This is a genomic window from Citricoccus sp. NPDC055426, assembly GCF_040677445.1.
Classification (GTDB): Bacteria; Actinomycetota; Actinomycetes; order Actinomycetales; family Micrococcaceae; genus Citricoccus.
The window spans coordinates 40,057-53,980 of the sequence record NZ_JBFARZ010000017.1 but is presented as its reverse complement, the minus strand read 5'-3'; the positions used below and the strand labels follow the sequence as shown (position 1 = coordinate 53,980).

The window sequence follows — 13,924 nt, the reverse complement described above, 5'->3', positions numbered from 1 at the left end:
CACTACTCCTTCAAGCGGGAGAAGCGAGACAACTACACCCTGAACAAGCAGATCGAGAAAGCCGAGAAGGTCGCCAACGGACAGCGGCCGCTGAAGCGCGACCGGTTCGTCAAGCTCGCCGGGAAGAAACCCGGCGTGGACTGGGCCCTGGTCGAACGCGCCCGCCAGCTCCTGGGCCTGAAAGGGTACGTCTCGAACATCGGCCCGGAGATGTTGGACGGGCCGGCCGTGGTGGCTGCCTACCACTCGCTGTGGCAGGTCGAGAAGTCCTTCCGCATGGCCAAGAGCGATATCCGGGCCAGACCCATGTTCCACCACCAGCGGGACTCCATCGAGGCCCACCTGACGGTGGTGTTCGCCGCCCTGGCCGTGGCCCGGCACCTGCAAGATGCCAGCAGAATCAGCATCAAGAAGCTCGTCCAGACGCTCAGGCCCCTGCGGACGGTCACCATCGACGTCAATGGCCACGAACTCACCGCGGCCCCGGCCATCGACGCCGACACCCAAGAAATCCTCGACAAGATCAACGCCCACGCGGGGCACTAAAAGTGGCACGAGTCAGGTTGGAGGACTGGATCGACGCCGCCGAGCTGCGCGGACTCGCCCTCGTCACGGCCAACGGTGATGCCGACCTCTCCACCGACGGTGGACGTATGTATGCACGCATCAAGGCCGCCGTGGCGCGCGCGGAGATGGAGCGCAAGAGCGCCCGTCAGTCCGCCGCCCAGCGTCAGCGCGCCATGCAGGGGCGTGCTCCGAAGGGCATGCGCCCACTCGGCTACGCCGTAGACGGCGAGGTAATCCGCCACGAGGCTGAGGCCGTGAGGGCGATCTACGACCTGTTCACGAGGATCGAGCATCCCGAGTCGCTGCGCTCGCTCGCCCGGGCGCTCAGCGGCACCGAGGAGATCGAAGGTCTCTCGCCCCTTCCCAAGCACACGCATACCGTGAGTGTCGAGCGCGCCACCGCCCGCGCGCAGCAGGGCCTCGAACCTAGGCCGATCGTCGAGGACGGTCCGTGGTCTCCCTCGACCGTGCTCGGCATCCTGCGGAACCCGCGTTACGCGGCGCTGAGCACGTACACTCCGAAGTTCGCCCAGGCCGACGGGAAGCGGCGCCGGATGTGGAAAGCACAGATCCTCCGAGACGACGCCGGAGAGCCGATCCGAGGGCAGTGGGAGCAGATCGTCGACGACGAGACCTGGTGGAAGGCACAGCAAGTCCTCGACGACACGGAGCGGGTGACGAACACATCCGGCTCGACCAAGCGCAAGCACCTCGGCAGCGGGCTCTACCGGTGCGGATACGTCGACGAGGAGACCGGCGAGGTGTGCGGGAGGAAAGTAACCGGAGCACCGCGCGGGTACAAGTGCGCAGGGCACATCGTCCGCTCAGGCGCCGCCATCGACGATTTCGTCATGACGGTCGTCGCCAAGCGTCTTGCACGCAAGGACGCGACGGTGATAGTCGAGGTTGCGGACGGTGGGCCGCATGCGGCAGGCATCGACTCGGCGATCAGCGACCAGCGGGCGCGCATTCTGCGCGCCGAGGCCGACTACGACGCCGAGATCATCGAGGCCCGCGACCTCAAGCGTGTTCGAGACGCCGCAGAAGCGCGTATCCAGGAGCTGGAAGCCGAAAGGCTCATGCAAGGCCGCGCAGGCGCGCTGTCGCCGATCCTGGGCGTCGAGGATCCTGCCGGGGCGTTCCGGGGTGCTTCACTTGACCTCCGTCGTCAGACCATCGACACCCTTGCCACGGTCACGCTTCTCCCACAGCCGCGCGGGCGCAAGGGGTTCAGGACCGAGTCCGTCGTCGTCAACTGGAGGTAGACCACCTGGTTGGGTAGCCACGCGGAGCGTGGCCGGGAGACCTCTTGAGAGCGGCGACGTGGCGTAAGCGCGTCGATTCACCGAGCACGACTGCCTGTCGCGCCCGCCGCTCTCCTCAATCACGGAGGAGACCCGCCATGACCACCCGAACGAACACCGACACCACGCCCCGAGCCTGGATCGGCTGCCTCGCCTGCTACAACAACGCTCGCCTCGTCGGCGAGTGGTTCGAAGCCGAAACCGCCGACGAAGTCACCCTTGCTGACGTCCACGGCGGCGCTCATCGCATGCACAGTGGATGCGAAGAGCTGTGGGTCATGGACCACGAGAACATCCCCGCCTCGGGCGAGATGAGTCCGTCGGAGGCCGCCGAGTGGGCGCGCGTCCTCCTCGCGAGCCCCGAGCATCAGCGCGATGCTCTGTGCGCCTGGACGGCCTCCGGCAGCTACGTCGCAGAAGGCACCGGAGACTTGCCGTCTGTTCCCGACTTCGAAGAGCGCTTCTGCGGAACATGGGGCAGTTTCCGGGACTATGCCGAGACCCTCGCCGAGGAGGTCGGCCTCATCCCGCAGGACGCGCCGGAAGAGCTTGTGCGCTACTTCAACTGGGATGCCTGGATCCGCGACCTCGAACACGACTACACGGTTGTCCGAGCCGACACGATCTCCGTGTACATCTTTCGAAACCTGTGAGGTGGCGACCATGAGCGTTGAGTCCAACGCCTACAGCCACGCCGAGTCGTTTCGGTGGCGGATCGGCGACCCCCAAATGAGCGATGAGGAGGCCCACCTCCATGACCTGTGCCCTGCACAAGGCAACCGTCGAGCTGATCCGCCAGCAGCGGGACCTTCTCGGGTACCACGACACGGATGCCGAGTTGTTCGGTGATGACCCCGAAGTCGACTGAGTTCAGAGTGCCCCCGTAGCTTCGGCTACGGGGCACTCACTTTCTCTCGGCTACCAGCCACGATAGCTCTCGTGCAGCTTCTTTCCGAGCCACCAGAGCAGCCAGCCGAACAGAGTGCATCCGCCCAGGGCGGCGAGAGCGGTGAGTCCTTTCGCCCACCAGGCGCTCGCGGTGGCGAACGAGTCCCAGGCCCATCCGAGCAGTGGCCCGAGGCCGAGCATCTGCGTGATCCCGCCGACCATCCCCGTGAGCATGATGAACGCGACAGTGAACGGGATGAGGGCAAGGCACATACGACCGACCGATGTCCAGGTGACCTTCGCCGAGAGCCTCTCGACTCGCCGCTCGGCCCGCCCGACAGCGCTGACCACTTCGTGGGCGCGGTCGGTCACCTCGGCGAGCTTCTCGGTGCCGAGCCTGCCCACCCGTTCTTCGAGCCCCGTGAGGGTCTTCTCGACCCTCTGGACTGGAGCCTCGACAGCCTTCGCCAGACATTGATCAAGCACCTTCACAGCGTGCTCGGTGAGCTTGTCCGTGTCGATACGGACGTTGCCGCGCTTACGGAGGGCCTCGGCGAGGTCAGCCGAGGCTGAAGTCGTCGTCTTCAGCTCCTCGCTGATCTTCTGTGTCATCGTGTATGCGGCCAGGTCCGCCCTGGTGACCGAGGACCCGTCGGGCAGCTTCACGACCTCGCTGCTGCTCAGCTGCTGCGCGACGGCGCTCAGCGTCTTCTCGATCTCGTTCAGCCGCTTCTTCGTCTCGGCGTCGAGCGGCAGCGTGGAGGGAAGCTCGTGCTGCCGCGAGGTCGACAGGCGATCCAGCCGCGTCATCTGCTCCTCGTCCATCACCTTCACGTACTCGGTCAGGTCGGCGACGGTCTTCGTCAGCTTCGCGATCTGCTGCATGTCGGCGTCGTGCTGTGAGATCAAGTTCTCCAGGAGCTCCGTAGTCTTCTGCTGCTCGTCGGCCTGCTTGATCCTGTCCAGCGCTCCCATGAGCCTGTCCCTTCTGTGCGTGATAGTCGAAGATCTCTTGAGCACCTTCGGCGGTGAATTCTGGTGTCAGCGCCGAGGCCTTCTTCCGTCCGACCTTCCCGTTGTCATCCCGGCGCATCTTGTAACTCCAGCCGTCGCGGTTCGTCACCGCGAGCGTGACCCCGTGCCCGGCGAGGACGTGCTCGAACGTTTCGCGATTCGTCGAGCGTGAGTCGGTCAGTGCGTCGTAGACCTTGTCGCCGAGGACCTGCTCGAACCCGCCCGGAGCGAAGGCCTCGCGGCGCAGCTCCCAGTCGGGCTTCGGTTCCTCGGGATCGGGGAGCACCCGCAGGCTCTCGTCGGCCATCAGCTCGTCGTTCAACTGGCGCAGTCCGTGCTTCCACGACGTGTACCGCTGGAGGCTCTTACCGGTGAGGTTGTCGTGGTTGATGACCAGGATGTGCGCGTGCCCATGGCCTCCGGCAGAGTCAGAGTGCACCGCGACCATGTAGTCAGCGCTGTGCATGCGTTCGGCGAGTTCGACGGCCACGTCCCGGATGCGCTCAAGGTCGGTTTGCGAGGTCACGTCGAACTCGTCGGGATGGAACGCCAGCACATAGCTCTGAAGCTGGTTCGTCCGACCATGAGCAGCAGCGTGCGCCTCGGCACACGCTATGAATTCCGACGGGGTCGTCCCGCCGTCGACCATGGACATCGCATACGCGGCTGCACGCGTCGATCCGACCCTGAGGAGCTCCTTTCGCACCTCAGGGTCACGCCCGTAGAGGATGTACCCAACGGCTCCCGCAGCGTTGGTCGAGGGGCGGACGTTCACGGTACTCATACCCGTGTCCGATCGCCCAGCGAGGCACGCACCTCGTCCACCGCAACCATCACCGCGTGAAGGAGACTGTCATCGACGGCAGCACCCTTCCGGAGCGCCTGGTTCAGGTTCACACCAACTCGACGCAGCTGCTCTACTGCCCGAGCAAGCGACGTAGGCGCCGCCTCCTTCACTCCCGCGTTGTTCTCCAGCTGATCGACCTTCGAGGACCTCGAGTCCAGCGCGTCGAGCATGACGGCACGAGCCCATGCGCTCGGCTTGACGCTGAGCACGTGGGCACGGCGGCGGATCGCATCGCGATCAGCCACCGTCAGCCGGACGTCGAGAGAGACCTCCCGACGACGGCTGTTCCGAGGCTCCACCGGAGCCTCGGCCGACCCTGCCCTCTGCGCAGCACCACGACCGGTGTTCACCTGGGGGTCGTGGTGCTGCTCCGCTGCCAGGGCCGGGTCTTCCGCACACCCCTCCGCACGAGCCCGACCAGCGCTGCTTGGGGAGTCGGGCTCGCTCTCCGGGGCGTACGGAAGACGGCCAGCAGGGTTTTTGTCGGACATTTCGCTGACGCTCGTGTCCTCCAAGAACCGCTGGCCCTCGTCCTCGGTCGCTGCGCTCCCTGCGGGCGAGGGGGTGCCGGGACACTGACGCAAGTCCCGGATCGGAGTCGTCAGCCGTTCCACTGTGCCGCCTTCTCATGCTCGGGGTCGACCGTCTGCGAGGCAGTTCCGTCGTTCACCGATCCCGAAGACGATGCCGCCTTCTTCGCACGCCTCGACCTCTTCGCCTTCTCTGCCTCCAAGGCATCGGCCGCCTCCTCGGAGAGCCGGTCGTCGAGGTCGGGGCTCTGGTCGCGCAGCAGATCGATGACCTTCTCGTCGATGCGGCGCTGCTCGGCAGCGACGGCACGCTTGAGCTTGGTGACGCGCTCGGACGCACGGCGGCGCTCCTGCTCGATCAGCGCGTCGAGATTGGTCGTGGTCTTGTTGCTCATGGTCAGTGCCTTTCGGTTCAGTGACCTTCCGGTCGCAAGTTGTTGATGCACTTCTTGATCGACCAGTTGTCGATCGACCCGTCCTCCCGAAAGACGAGAAAGTTCCTCGTGCCCCACTCAGGGATGAGGGCGACGGTGATCCAGAAGACGCCAGCGCCGTGCTTGCGGTCGGCCTCTGGATGGTGGGCGAGGAGGTCACGGGCGAACGACTCATCGGAACCGCGCAGGACCTCCCCGAGCCCCGCTCGGTTCAGCACGGCACTGGCGTGGTTGGCGACTTTCTGCTTGGTGGCGAAGGCAAGTCCTCCGAGGCTGTAGCTCATCGTCACCACCTCACGAAGCGCCAGCAGAAGCCGACTCGTCAAAGGGGTCGATCGCCTGCATCCACTTGACGTAGGGGCGGATCGCCTCCAGGTCGATGTCGATCTGGCGCTCGGCCTTCGACCGGGCGTGCGACCAGAACCGCTCCTTCACGCGAGGCAGCCCGAATGCCTCGAACGCATCGAGCCTGTCTGCCAGAGGCTGTCCCGGATGGAGCCAAGGGATGTCGATGATCTCCTGACGGAAGGCGATCACGATGCCTTTGGCGATGTGCTCCAGCTGCTCTGCATGGGCGATCGAACCGTCCTCATCGAGCAGAGCGTCGAGCCGCGCAAAGTAGTCCTTCCACTGCTCGACAGTCCGCCGAACGGGGGAGCGAATCCACACGGGTTCGCCGAGGCCGTCGTCCCACTCCTTGAGGCCCTGGTCGACCGAACGCCCCAACGTGGCCTGCTCGGGAGAATCCCAGGGCACGGTGTGCACATGGGCGACCTCATGCTGGACGCCGTCGATGTCGATGACGTCGACCGACATCCCATCGGGGACGGGGCGGCGCTTTCGGTCGAACTCGATGGTCTGCTCCTTGTGGACCACGCGCGGCGCGAAGTCCAGCCGGTTGTCGATGCGGGTCAGTTCCTGCACCGAGGGAAAGACCTTCATCGTCACCGGGAGTGCGCCCTCACGACTCGCCATGAGCTCGTACATGAGCTCGCGGTCGGCCTGGCTGTCCTGCTCGATGCCCTCTGGAAGCTTGTAGCCACCGTGTGCCAGGACGCCGGCAGGCTGTCGGCTGAAGTTCGCCCGGGTAGTGATGTTGAGCAGGTCGGTCTGCTGGTGCTTGCGCTCCCACATCCCCTGCGAACCGGTCAGCGCGAGCCGGGACTCACGCCAGATCGGACCGAGCCCGAAAAGGTCGAGGCTGTCGACCACGTCCAGATCGGCATCCGTGATGAATCCGTCCGTAGTGCAGGACGGCGTGCTGTAGCCCAGGTTGTGAAGCTGGTTCAGCGTCGCAAGCAGAACCGCGCGCACGAGGCCGGTAGTCATGGACGCGTGCCAGGGTGAGGTGATCGCGGACCCGCCGACCGCATCACGTTCCTGCGCCCAGGCATCCCAGCCCCGCTGGCCCATAACTCCCTGCGCCAGCTTGCCGTAGGGAGAGTTCGCCATCAGCTTCAGGACGTTCTGCTCGAACGACTTCGCACCGGACTCCGCCTTGGCCCGCGCACGGTCATCGAGGAGCTGCTTGTACGCACCCCGGAGAAGCCGAGAGGGCTCACCATGCTCATCGGTGAGGACCCGTCCGAAGTGGCCGATCTGACAGGTCACAGTCGCGCCAAGCGTGAGGGCGAGCCAGACCTCGGGACCGGTTGCCCAGACCCCACGAGCACCACCGCTTGTGAGCGGATAGACCATCGACCCCTCGACCGGAACCGGCAACGAAGGGAACGCGACCGTGCTCGGGAACTCGAAGCTCACGAACCCGAGGAACGGCGTGAGTGGGCTCTTGAAGTCGGACAGCGTGAGGTCGGCGTTGTTCACCGTCTTCAGAATCACGCCATCGGGATGCTGGTAGTCGACATCCCAAATCGTCGAACTGGACGTGGGGTAGCAGGACTGAAGATCGAAGTCACTGGTCACGCGCGCGAACAGCCCAAGCTCGGCAGACATGTTGTACCCGCCTCTAAAGCTCATCGCCGCAGCATGGATCCACGTCGCCGCAGCACCGTCGATCGGCTCCAGCGCCCGGACGCGGTAGAAGTCGAGCTGCTGCTCGTCTACACCGGCAGCACCCTCGCGGGTCTTCGTCACCTTGTGGAGTCCGCCGAAGACGGTATTGAAGTCGCGCCCCTCGCCCAGCTCGTCCTGGATAAGGCCCTTCACCGCCTTCGCCGCAGCAGTGGGCAAGGTCAACGGGACAGCACGGTGATCGCCGTATAGCTGGCTCACGTATTCCAGAGCGATCACGGCATCATTCGCCGCGTAGTCGAGGAACTCCGCAGGATGCATGTCGAAGTATTCGTCCATCCGGGTGATCCAGTCACTAGGAACATCCAGCTTCGGCGCTCCGATCGCCGCACCGAGTGCCTTGAGCGGCTCAGCACCGCTCTGCGCCATCGTGTCGCGGATCGAGACTTCCACCGGCAGCTTCCACCGCCAGTTCTCGCCGGAAAGCACCATGCGGGCGGGCTTGGTCGACACCATGCCCGCGCTGGCCGAGATCACCGTGCGGAGAATGTCCGGGGCGCGACCGTCCAGCCACCGGGCACGTCGACCGTCCCAACCCGCACGATCAGACAGCGTCTTCGACCGACCGGGATACGCCTGGTTCCAGACGTTGATCGCCTTCCGGCGATCGACGAAAGTAGTCAGGTCGGCGTGCTGGTAGTGCGCGACCAAAGTGATCGGCAACGCCCTGGGCGTCCCCTCGGGACTGTGCTTGAACCACACCGAGGGGTGGGACTTGCCGTCGTCACCGATGGCAGACTGCGCCGAGACGCCCTTGTCAGTCCACCCAACTGCGAGCCTGTGCTCATGAAGACCCAGGCTCATGATCGCGATCTCAAGGCCCTTCTCGAAGGACAGTCGCGCCGTACGAGAGCCGCGCGGCCCCCTGTAGCTCCGGGGGATGACCACGCAGAGCCGGAGCTGGGAATCATCGAGAGGGTCAATCGCGGCGAACTGATAGGACACAATCTTCCGCACCATGTGCTCGTCGTCGCCGACCCATACGCGGTCGGCATCCATCAGATCGACAGTCACGAACTCGGTGTCGAAGCCGATGACGATGGAATCCTGATCCGTGGACATCGCGGCCACCGAGGGGTACTGCCCGAAGCCGGCAGCGCCGCGCGCTCCGCGTGCTATTGAACGAGTCAGGACCTCGAACTCGGCCGGGTGCTTCCGCGACGTCGCCGAGTCCGCCACCACTGTCCGAGACCAGCCCGCCGCATCGACCGGGTCGCGAGCATCGGCGGCGGCGGCGTCATGGGGCTGCTCCCCATACGGCGGTGCCGCCATTGCCGTTCTACCAGAGGTTTCAGTGGTGTCGCGCGTGAAGAAGAGGTCTTTCGTGCACGCGAGCCCGGCGCTCATGCCGCACCGCCGAAGATCGCGCTGAGGCGGCGGACCTGGGCGTCGCTCAGCGGGGGAGCGGAGCTGGCGAGACGTTCTGCGGCGGCCTCGACCTCCTCGAAGGTGGGCTGTCGCTTTGGGACCGCGAGGGCATTAAGGTCAGACCGCAGAACCTTGATGCGGCCTCCAACCTTGACCGCAGGAAGCTTGCCCTGGGCGATGTATCGCCGAAGGGTCTGATACGCGCCGAAGCCAAGTTCGACGGCATCGGTGAGGTTGAGGTAGTGGGTGAGGTCGGACGAGGGAGGCGGGGAGTACCCCATGACAACTCCAGACAGCTTGAACTGTCCGGAGACGGGGGAATAGTTGTCCGGCTACTTTCCCGGTCGCCGTGCGCGATGCTCCACTGGGCCCTGAGGGACCTCCGTGCCTTACGGGAGAAGTCACTCCCTGCCGGGTCGTCTGTATCTCAATCTCGACGTGGTTCCCGGCGCTACCCGGTGCTGACTATGCGCTGCTCACCACAGCCCACGTGGGGTGATCCCCCCTCGAACACCTTGCGGTCGCGGTGATCAAAGACTTGACGCGATCCTACCTGGCCTGTCAAGCGCGCGCAAGTTTGAGTGCTCGTGACGATAGTTCTGTCCATAACGTGGTGGAGTTCCGGTTTAACGTCTAGCGTTATTGACGCATTCCGTTATATAGTGATCGGGTGATCAGATCGTTCGGCAGCAAGGAAACCGAGCGTCTGTGGCGTCGTGAGCGCGTGCCTTCAATTGATCCCCGGATCCTCCGGGTCGCACTGCGCAAGCTCCGCCAAGTGGGATCCGCGACAGTTCTGGACGACTTACGCAGTCCGCCGGGCAATCGGCCGAAGCCTTAAAAGGCGATCGGGTCGGCCAACACAGTATTCGAATTAACGACCAGTGGCGGATCTGCTTCAAATGGACAGACGCCGGACCAGAGGAGGTGGAGATCGTTGACTATCACTGACAAGATAGAGCCGATCCACCCGGGCGAGGTCCTGATGGAGGACTTCATCGAGGGTTTCGGGATCACGCAGAACAAGCTCGCCGTGTCGATCGGAGTGTCGCCAAGGCGGATCAACGAGATCGTGCACGGCAAGCGCGGGATCACGGCGGACACCGCACTGAGGCTGGCGAAGTACTTCGGCACGTCGGCGGAGTTCTGGATCAATCTGCAGAGCCACTATGAACTCGATCGAGCTGAGGACGTCGCAGGGGATCAGATCGCTTCGATCACGCCTTTAATGGTCGCGTGAGCACCGTCGAACTGGTGGGTGGTCTGGTCTGCGAACACGACGAGCAGGTGAGGATCGTGCGGCGTCACTTGCCGCGATACATCGAACTCACTCGCGCAGAGCCAGGGTACCTGCACTTCGATGTCGAGCAGACAGTCGACCCGCTCGTGTGGACTGTCTCCGAGACGTTTGTGAGCCAGGCCGCGTTCGACGCGCACCATGCGCGTGTGGGAGCAGGCGATTGGGGCCGAGCCACGGCTGGCATCAAGCGCGACTTGTGAGCCCTTGTCTCGGGCTGCAGTGATCGGTTGTTCTCGGACTGAACAGCGGTAAGTCGGTCACCTCCGCTCGGGCTGCTCTTTCCGCGCCAGGGAATCGTGGACGAGCCAGTACGATTCATTCACCAGGTCCTCGACGAGATTCTTGCTGACCCCCGGGCCGGCACCGACGCTCACCCAATGTGTCTTGTCCAGGTAGCGGCCACGGCTGATCGTGGGATGCTCCCGGCGCAGTGCGCCGCCGTAGTCAGGCTCGGTCTTCACCGTGATGATCAGCTCGTCAGGGTCATCGGTGACGATCAGGAACACTTTGTTGCCGACCTTGTACACGTCCAGAGCCTCGGTGAAGGGTCGCCCCTTCGACACCCCGGGCAGGGAACCGGCCACGGTGCGGGCGGCCTGCTGCAGATGCTCGCCGGAGAGTGTCATCCCTGCCGCCCGGTCGTTGCGCCGAAAGTCTCGGGATCTACGGGTTGCTCCGCCTGTGGCAGGCCTGCCACCACGAGCCGGTACGAATCAGTCACCAGCTCCCGCACCAGCCTCTTGTCGACGGTCTCCCCAGGTTGGAGCGTGATCCAGTGCGTCTTGTTCATGTGGTAGCCCGGGGTGATGTCCTCGTGGGACTCGCGCAGCGCCGTGGAATCCTCGGGGTCGGCCTTGAGGACCACGATGGGATCTCCGGGGACCTCGGTCAGCAGCATGAAGACCTTGCCCTTCACCTTGAAGACCTCGTACTCGGGGCCGAAAGGATGGCTCATCGCCGATGCCGGCAGTTCCTCGGCCTCCTCGCGGGCGGCGTCCTGCAGTTCTCGTCCCTTCACGGGGCGCCTCCGTCTCGATCGTCGCCCGGGCCATCGGCCGAATCTCTTCGACCAGATTGCTGTCGCACGGCGATCGAAGAGATCCATGAAAGCCTACGTCAGGGCTCGAAGGAGCGAGGTTTGTTCACGGGACAGGTCGAGGGCATTGGGTAGCGTGGGCGTACCGGCGATAGACAAGGGAGATGAGCGTGGGTCAGAAGACGATGTTGCTCAGTGCCACCTTGAGCAACGGTTACGGCGTGCAGGGACAGGCGTGGCGCGCTCCGGAGAACGACACGGGCAACTTCACCGATATCGAGGCTCAGGTGAGGTTGGCGCAGACTGCCGAGCGTGGGAAGTTCGCGTTCCTGTTCGCCCCGGACTTCCCGGGGGCCCGCGGGGACATGGAGACCCAGGCCCCCGTGTCCACGCTCGACCCGATCGTGACGCTCTCGGTCCTCGCGCACCAGACTTCGCGTGTCGGCTTCATCGCCACCGGATCGACGACCTACAACGAGCCCTACAACCTCGCCCGCCAGTTCAAGGCGCTCGATGTGCTCAGCCGCGGGCGTGTGGGCTGGAACGCCGTCACCACGAGCGACCCGATCGCTGTGGCCAACTACGGCGAGCAGGTCCGGCCGCGTCAGGAACGCTATGAGCGCGCCCACGAGATGATCAGTATCGTGCAGGCGCTCTGGGGCAGTTGGGGTGAGGACGCCTGGGTCCGCAACGTCGATACCGGCCGGTTCCTGGACATGGACCAGATTCAGCCGATCAACCTGGGCGGCCAGCATGTCGCCTCCCGCGGGCCGCTGGTCATCCCGCCCTCTGAGCAGGGACAGCCTGTCGTCGCCTCCGCTGGCGGCGGCGAATACGGCTTGGGACTGGCCGGCCGCTACGCCAGCGTCGCGGTGGGCTCGTCCACGTACGACTTCGCGACCACTCGCCAGGAGCGGGAGATGTACCGATCCGCTGCACACCAGGCTGGTCGCGACGCGGATGAGCTGAAGTACTTCACGGGATTCATGCCCATCATGGGCCGCACCGTGGAGGACGCGATCCGCAGGCGCATGCAGATGGACGAGCACCTCGCGCCGCAGCGGGTGCCGATGCTCGGGATGATGCTCGGTCTGAGCCTGGACGCGTCGCAGGCCGACCAGCCACTGAGCACACTGCAGCTCGAGAGTGCGCGGGCGAACCCGGGTGATCCCCGCTCGTCCCGTGCACTCGAGATCGCGCAGCAGGGCTGGACCCCACGTGAGATCCTGGCCCACGGCGTCATCGACTACGCCCCCAGCCCGGTCGGACCTCCCGAGGCCATCGCCGACTACCTGCAGGACGCGTTCGAGACCGGGATCGCCGACGGCTTCTGGCTCCAACAGGCCACGTATGCGATCGCCGACGACTTCGTCGACAAGGTCGTCCCGATCCTGCAGAAGCGCGGCCTGTACCACCGCGACTACCAGGGTTCCACGCTGCGCGAGCACCTGGGCGTGCCGCGGCAGTACGGCCAGGATCCCCGGATCAGCTGACCCGGATCCATCCACACAACATTGAGGAGCCTCTGGCCATGACGTTTTCCGTTTATCTTTCCGGCGAGATCCATACCGATTGGCGTGACGAGATCCAGCGCGGTGCAGAGGCCGCCGGGCTGGATGTGGCGTTCACCGCTCCGGTGATCGACCACCCCGCGAGTGACGCCGCCGGCGACCATCTGGGCGCGACCGCCAGCCAGTTCTGGCGTGATCACCAGTCCGCCAAGGTCAACGCCATTCGAACGCGGACCCTGATCCAGCTGAGCGATCTGGTGGTGGTGCGCTTCGGGGACCAGTACAAGCAGTGGAACGCCGCCTTCGATGCCGGCTACTGCGCCGCGTTGGGCAAGCCCTACGTCACCCTGCACGAGGAGGACATCGTCCATCCACTCAAGGAGGTCGACGCCGAGGCCCAGGCCTGGTGCACGACCACCGACCAGGTGGTGGAGACCCTGCGGTACGTGCTCAAGGCGTGAGCCTGTGGGGTGAGCGCTTCGCGCCGCAGTGGTGAACGTCGCTGAGGGGGCGGTTCCTTCGACATCGTGGCCCAGGCCAGCGAGTGCTCGTCCCAGCGTTCTCCTATCCTGAGGTGATGAAGCGACTCCTGGTCATCCACCATGCTCCGACCGACGGCGTCCGGCAGTTGTTGGACGCCGCCCTTGAGGGGGCGAACGATCCGGCCATCGACGGCGTTGAGGTCGACCCGGTCCCCGCCCTGGCCTGGGCGCAGGGGTCACAGGACGAGACCGCCATCCTGCGTGCCGATGGCTACCTCTTCCTCAGCCCGGCCAATTTCGGCTACATGAGCGGGGCGCTCAAGCACGTCTTCGACAGCACCTTCCTGAAGATCGGCGGCTCGCTCCAGGCGGACGGCAACGCGGGGGACGCTGGCCCCGGCCTGAGGCGTCCCTACGGGCTGATCGTCCACGGCCGCTATGACACCACCGGAGCGGTGCGCTCCGTGGAGGGGATCGTGGGCGCCCTGGGATGGCAGCCGGGAGCTGAGACGGTCGAGGCACTCGGCGACGTGACGGCACACCACCTCGCCTCGGCGCGGGAACTCGGTGCGACCCTGGCAGCCCTGCTCATGGAATGAGGAGGCCCCGCCT

15 protein-coding genes and 3 pseudogenes are annotated in these 13,924 nt (G+C 65.1%); 9 read left to right on the top strand and 9 right to left on the bottom strand.

What is annotated here, in order from left to right; genetic code table 11:
• The 3 genes and pseudogenes from AB0K08_RS16600 to AB0K08_RS16590 form a co-directional block, all read left to right on the top strand.
• Positions 1 to 546 (top strand): annotated as a pseudogene (locus AB0K08_RS16600) (IS1634 family transposase); the annotation flags it as partial.
• Between the two features lie 17 nt (positions 547 to 563).
• Positions 564 to 1,832 carry a recombinase family protein gene (locus AB0K08_RS16595; protein ID WP_363356389.1) on the top strand — a complete coding sequence of 423 codons (1,269 nt, stop codon included), beginning with the start codon at positions 564 to 566 and terminating at the stop codon, positions 1,830 to 1,832.
• A gap of 137 nt (positions 1,833 to 1,969) precedes the next feature.
• Positions 1,970 to 2,524, top strand: a complete 555-nt coding sequence (locus tag AB0K08_RS16590; protein ID WP_363356387.1) for an antirestriction protein ArdA — start codon at positions 1,970 to 1,972, stop codon at positions 2,522 to 2,524.
• Positions 2,525 to 2,789: 265 nt separating this feature from the next.
• On the opposite strand, the gene AB0K08_RS16585 is transcribed toward AB0K08_RS16590, so the two are convergent.
• The 7 genes and pseudogenes from AB0K08_RS16585 to AB0K08_RS16555 all read right to left on the bottom strand — a co-directional run bounded on the left by AB0K08_RS16585 (position 2,790) and on the right by AB0K08_RS16555 (position 9,264).
• Positions 2,790 to 3,734, bottom strand: a complete 945-nt coding sequence (locus AB0K08_RS16585) for a hypothetical protein (RefSeq protein ID WP_363356384.1) — start codon at positions 3,732 to 3,734, stop codon at positions 2,790 to 2,792.
• A gap of 58 nt (positions 3,735 to 3,792) precedes the next feature.
• Positions 3,793 to 4,557 (bottom strand): annotated as a pseudogene (locus AB0K08_RS16580) (relaxase/mobilization nuclease domain-containing protein); the annotation flags it as partial.
• Positions 4,554 to 4,970 (bottom strand): hypothetical protein, encoded by a 417-nt coding sequence (locus AB0K08_RS16575; protein ID WP_363356382.1) that lies wholly within the window; start codon positions 4,968 to 4,970, stop codon positions 4,554 to 4,556. The pseudogene AB0K08_RS16580 and the gene AB0K08_RS16575, both read right to left, overlap by 4 nt.
• Positions 4,971 to 5,221: 251 nt before the next feature.
• Complete coding sequence (locus AB0K08_RS16570) at positions 5,222 to 5,545, bottom strand: hypothetical protein (protein ID WP_363356380.1); 324 nt, start codon at positions 5,543 to 5,545, stop codon at positions 5,222 to 5,224.
• 17 nt (positions 5,546 to 5,562) lie between these two features.
• Positions 5,563 to 5,868 carry a DCL family protein gene (locus AB0K08_RS16565; RefSeq protein ID WP_094394865.1) on the bottom strand — a complete coding sequence of 102 codons (306 nt, stop codon included), beginning with the start codon at positions 5,866 to 5,868 and terminating at the stop codon, positions 5,563 to 5,565.
• 10 nt (positions 5,869 to 5,878) lie between these two features.
• Positions 5,879 to 8,962, bottom strand: a complete 3,084-nt coding sequence (locus AB0K08_RS16560) for a DNA-directed DNA polymerase (protein ID WP_363356378.1) — start codon at positions 8,960 to 8,962, stop codon at positions 5,879 to 5,881.
• Positions 8,959 to 9,264 carry a helix-turn-helix domain-containing protein gene (locus AB0K08_RS16555; RefSeq protein ID WP_009374917.1) on the bottom strand — a complete coding sequence of 102 codons (306 nt, stop codon included), beginning with the start codon at positions 9,262 to 9,264 and terminating at the stop codon, positions 8,959 to 8,961. The genes AB0K08_RS16560 and AB0K08_RS16555 overlap by 4 nt, the downstream gene beginning before the upstream one ends.
• A gap of 389 nt (positions 9,265 to 9,653) precedes the next feature.
• Between AB0K08_RS16555 and AB0K08_RS16550 the strand changes: the two are divergent.
• The 3 genes and pseudogenes from AB0K08_RS16550 to AB0K08_RS16540 all read left to right on the top strand — a co-directional run bounded on the left by AB0K08_RS16550 (position 9,654) and on the right by AB0K08_RS16540 (position 10,483).
• Positions 9,654 to 9,934 (top strand): annotated as a pseudogene (locus AB0K08_RS16550) (type II toxin-antitoxin system RelE/ParE family toxin).
• Entirely contained in the window at positions 9,921 to 10,223 is a 303-nt protein-coding gene (locus AB0K08_RS16545) for a HigA family addiction module antitoxin (RefSeq protein ID WP_363356375.1), read from the top strand. The pseudogene AB0K08_RS16550 and the gene AB0K08_RS16545 overlap by 14 nt, the downstream one beginning before the upstream one ends.
• On the top strand, positions 10,220 to 10,483 hold the full coding sequence (locus tag AB0K08_RS16540) for an antibiotic biosynthesis monooxygenase (protein WP_363356373.1): 264 nt from the start codon (positions 10,220 to 10,222) through the stop codon (positions 10,481 to 10,483). The genes AB0K08_RS16545 and AB0K08_RS16540 overlap by 4 nt, the downstream gene beginning before the upstream one ends.
• Positions 10,484 to 10,540: 57 nt before the next feature.
• Here AB0K08_RS16540 and AB0K08_RS16535 read toward each other — a convergent pair whose 3' ends face one another.
• The gene (locus AB0K08_RS16535) at positions 10,541 to 10,909 is read right to left on the bottom strand and encodes an MmcQ/YjbR family DNA-binding protein (protein ID WP_363356369.1); all 369 of its coding nucleotides are present in this window, start codon (positions 10,907 to 10,909) and stop codon (positions 10,541 to 10,543) included.
• Positions 10,906 to 11,301: an MmcQ/YjbR family DNA-binding protein gene (locus AB0K08_RS16530; RefSeq protein ID WP_363356367.1), complete on the bottom strand. Its 396-nt coding sequence runs from the start codon at positions 11,299 to 11,301 to the stop codon at positions 10,906 to 10,908. Before AB0K08_RS16530 ends, AB0K08_RS16535 begins: the two co-directional genes overlap by 4 nt.
• Positions 11,302 to 11,483: 182 nt before the next feature.
• Between AB0K08_RS16530 and AB0K08_RS16525 the strand changes: the two genes are divergently transcribed.
• From AB0K08_RS16525 to AB0K08_RS16515, 3 genes are all read left to right on the top strand, one after another.
• Positions 11,484 to 12,812, top strand: coding sequence for an NtaA/DmoA family FMN-dependent monooxygenase (locus AB0K08_RS16525; RefSeq protein ID WP_363356365.1), 1,329 nt, complete (start codon positions 11,484 to 11,486; stop codon positions 12,810 to 12,812).
• Positions 12,813 to 12,850: 38 nt separating this feature from the next.
• Entirely contained in the window at positions 12,851 to 13,291 is a 441-nt protein-coding gene (locus tag AB0K08_RS16520; RefSeq protein WP_363356362.1) for a YtoQ family protein, read from the top strand.
• 116 nt (positions 13,292 to 13,407) lie between these two features.
• Positions 13,408 to 13,911: a flavodoxin family protein gene (locus AB0K08_RS16515; RefSeq protein WP_363356360.1), complete on the top strand. Its 504-nt coding sequence runs from the start codon at positions 13,408 to 13,410 to the stop codon at positions 13,909 to 13,911.
• Positions 13,912 to 13,924 lie beyond the last annotated feature (13 nt).

Bases quoted from the DNA above. Each gene is read 5' to 3' on its own strand.
- AB0K08_RS16590 (WP_363356387.1), top strand. From the start codon at position 1,970: ATGACCACCCGAACGAACACCGACACCACGCCCCGAGCCTGGATCGGC.
- AB0K08_RS16585 (WP_363356384.1), bottom strand. From the start codon at position 3,734: ATGGGAGCGCTGGACAGGATCAAGCAGGCCGACGAGCAGCAGAAGACT.
- AB0K08_RS16570 (WP_363356380.1), bottom strand. From the start codon at position 5,545: ATGAGCAACAAGACCACGACCAATCTCGACGCGCTGATCGAGCAGGAG.
- AB0K08_RS16565 (WP_094394865.1), bottom strand. From the start codon at position 5,868: ATGAGCTACAGCCTCGGAGGACTTGCCTTCGCCACCAAGCAGAAAGTC.
- AB0K08_RS16560 (WP_363356378.1), bottom strand. From the start codon at position 8,962: ATGAGCGCCGGGCTCGCGTGCACGAAAGACCTCTTCTTCACGCGCGAC.
- AB0K08_RS16555 (WP_009374917.1), bottom strand. From the start codon at position 9,264: ATGGGGTACTCCCCGCCTCCCTCGTCCGACCTCACCCACTACCTCAAC.
- AB0K08_RS16535 (WP_363356369.1), bottom strand. From the start codon at position 10,909: ATGACACTCTCCGGCGAGCATCTGCAGCAGGCCGCCCGCACCGTGGCC.
- AB0K08_RS16525 (WP_363356365.1), top strand. From the start codon at position 11,484: ATGAGCGTGGGTCAGAAGACGATGTTGCTCAGTGCCACCTTGAGCAAC.
- AB0K08_RS16520 (WP_363356362.1), top strand. From the start codon at position 12,851: ATGACGTTTTCCGTTTATCTTTCCGGCGAGATCCATACCGATTGGCGT.
- AB0K08_RS16515 (WP_363356360.1), top strand. From the start codon at position 13,408: ATGAAGCGACTCCTGGTCATCCACCATGCTCCGACCGACGGCGTCCGG.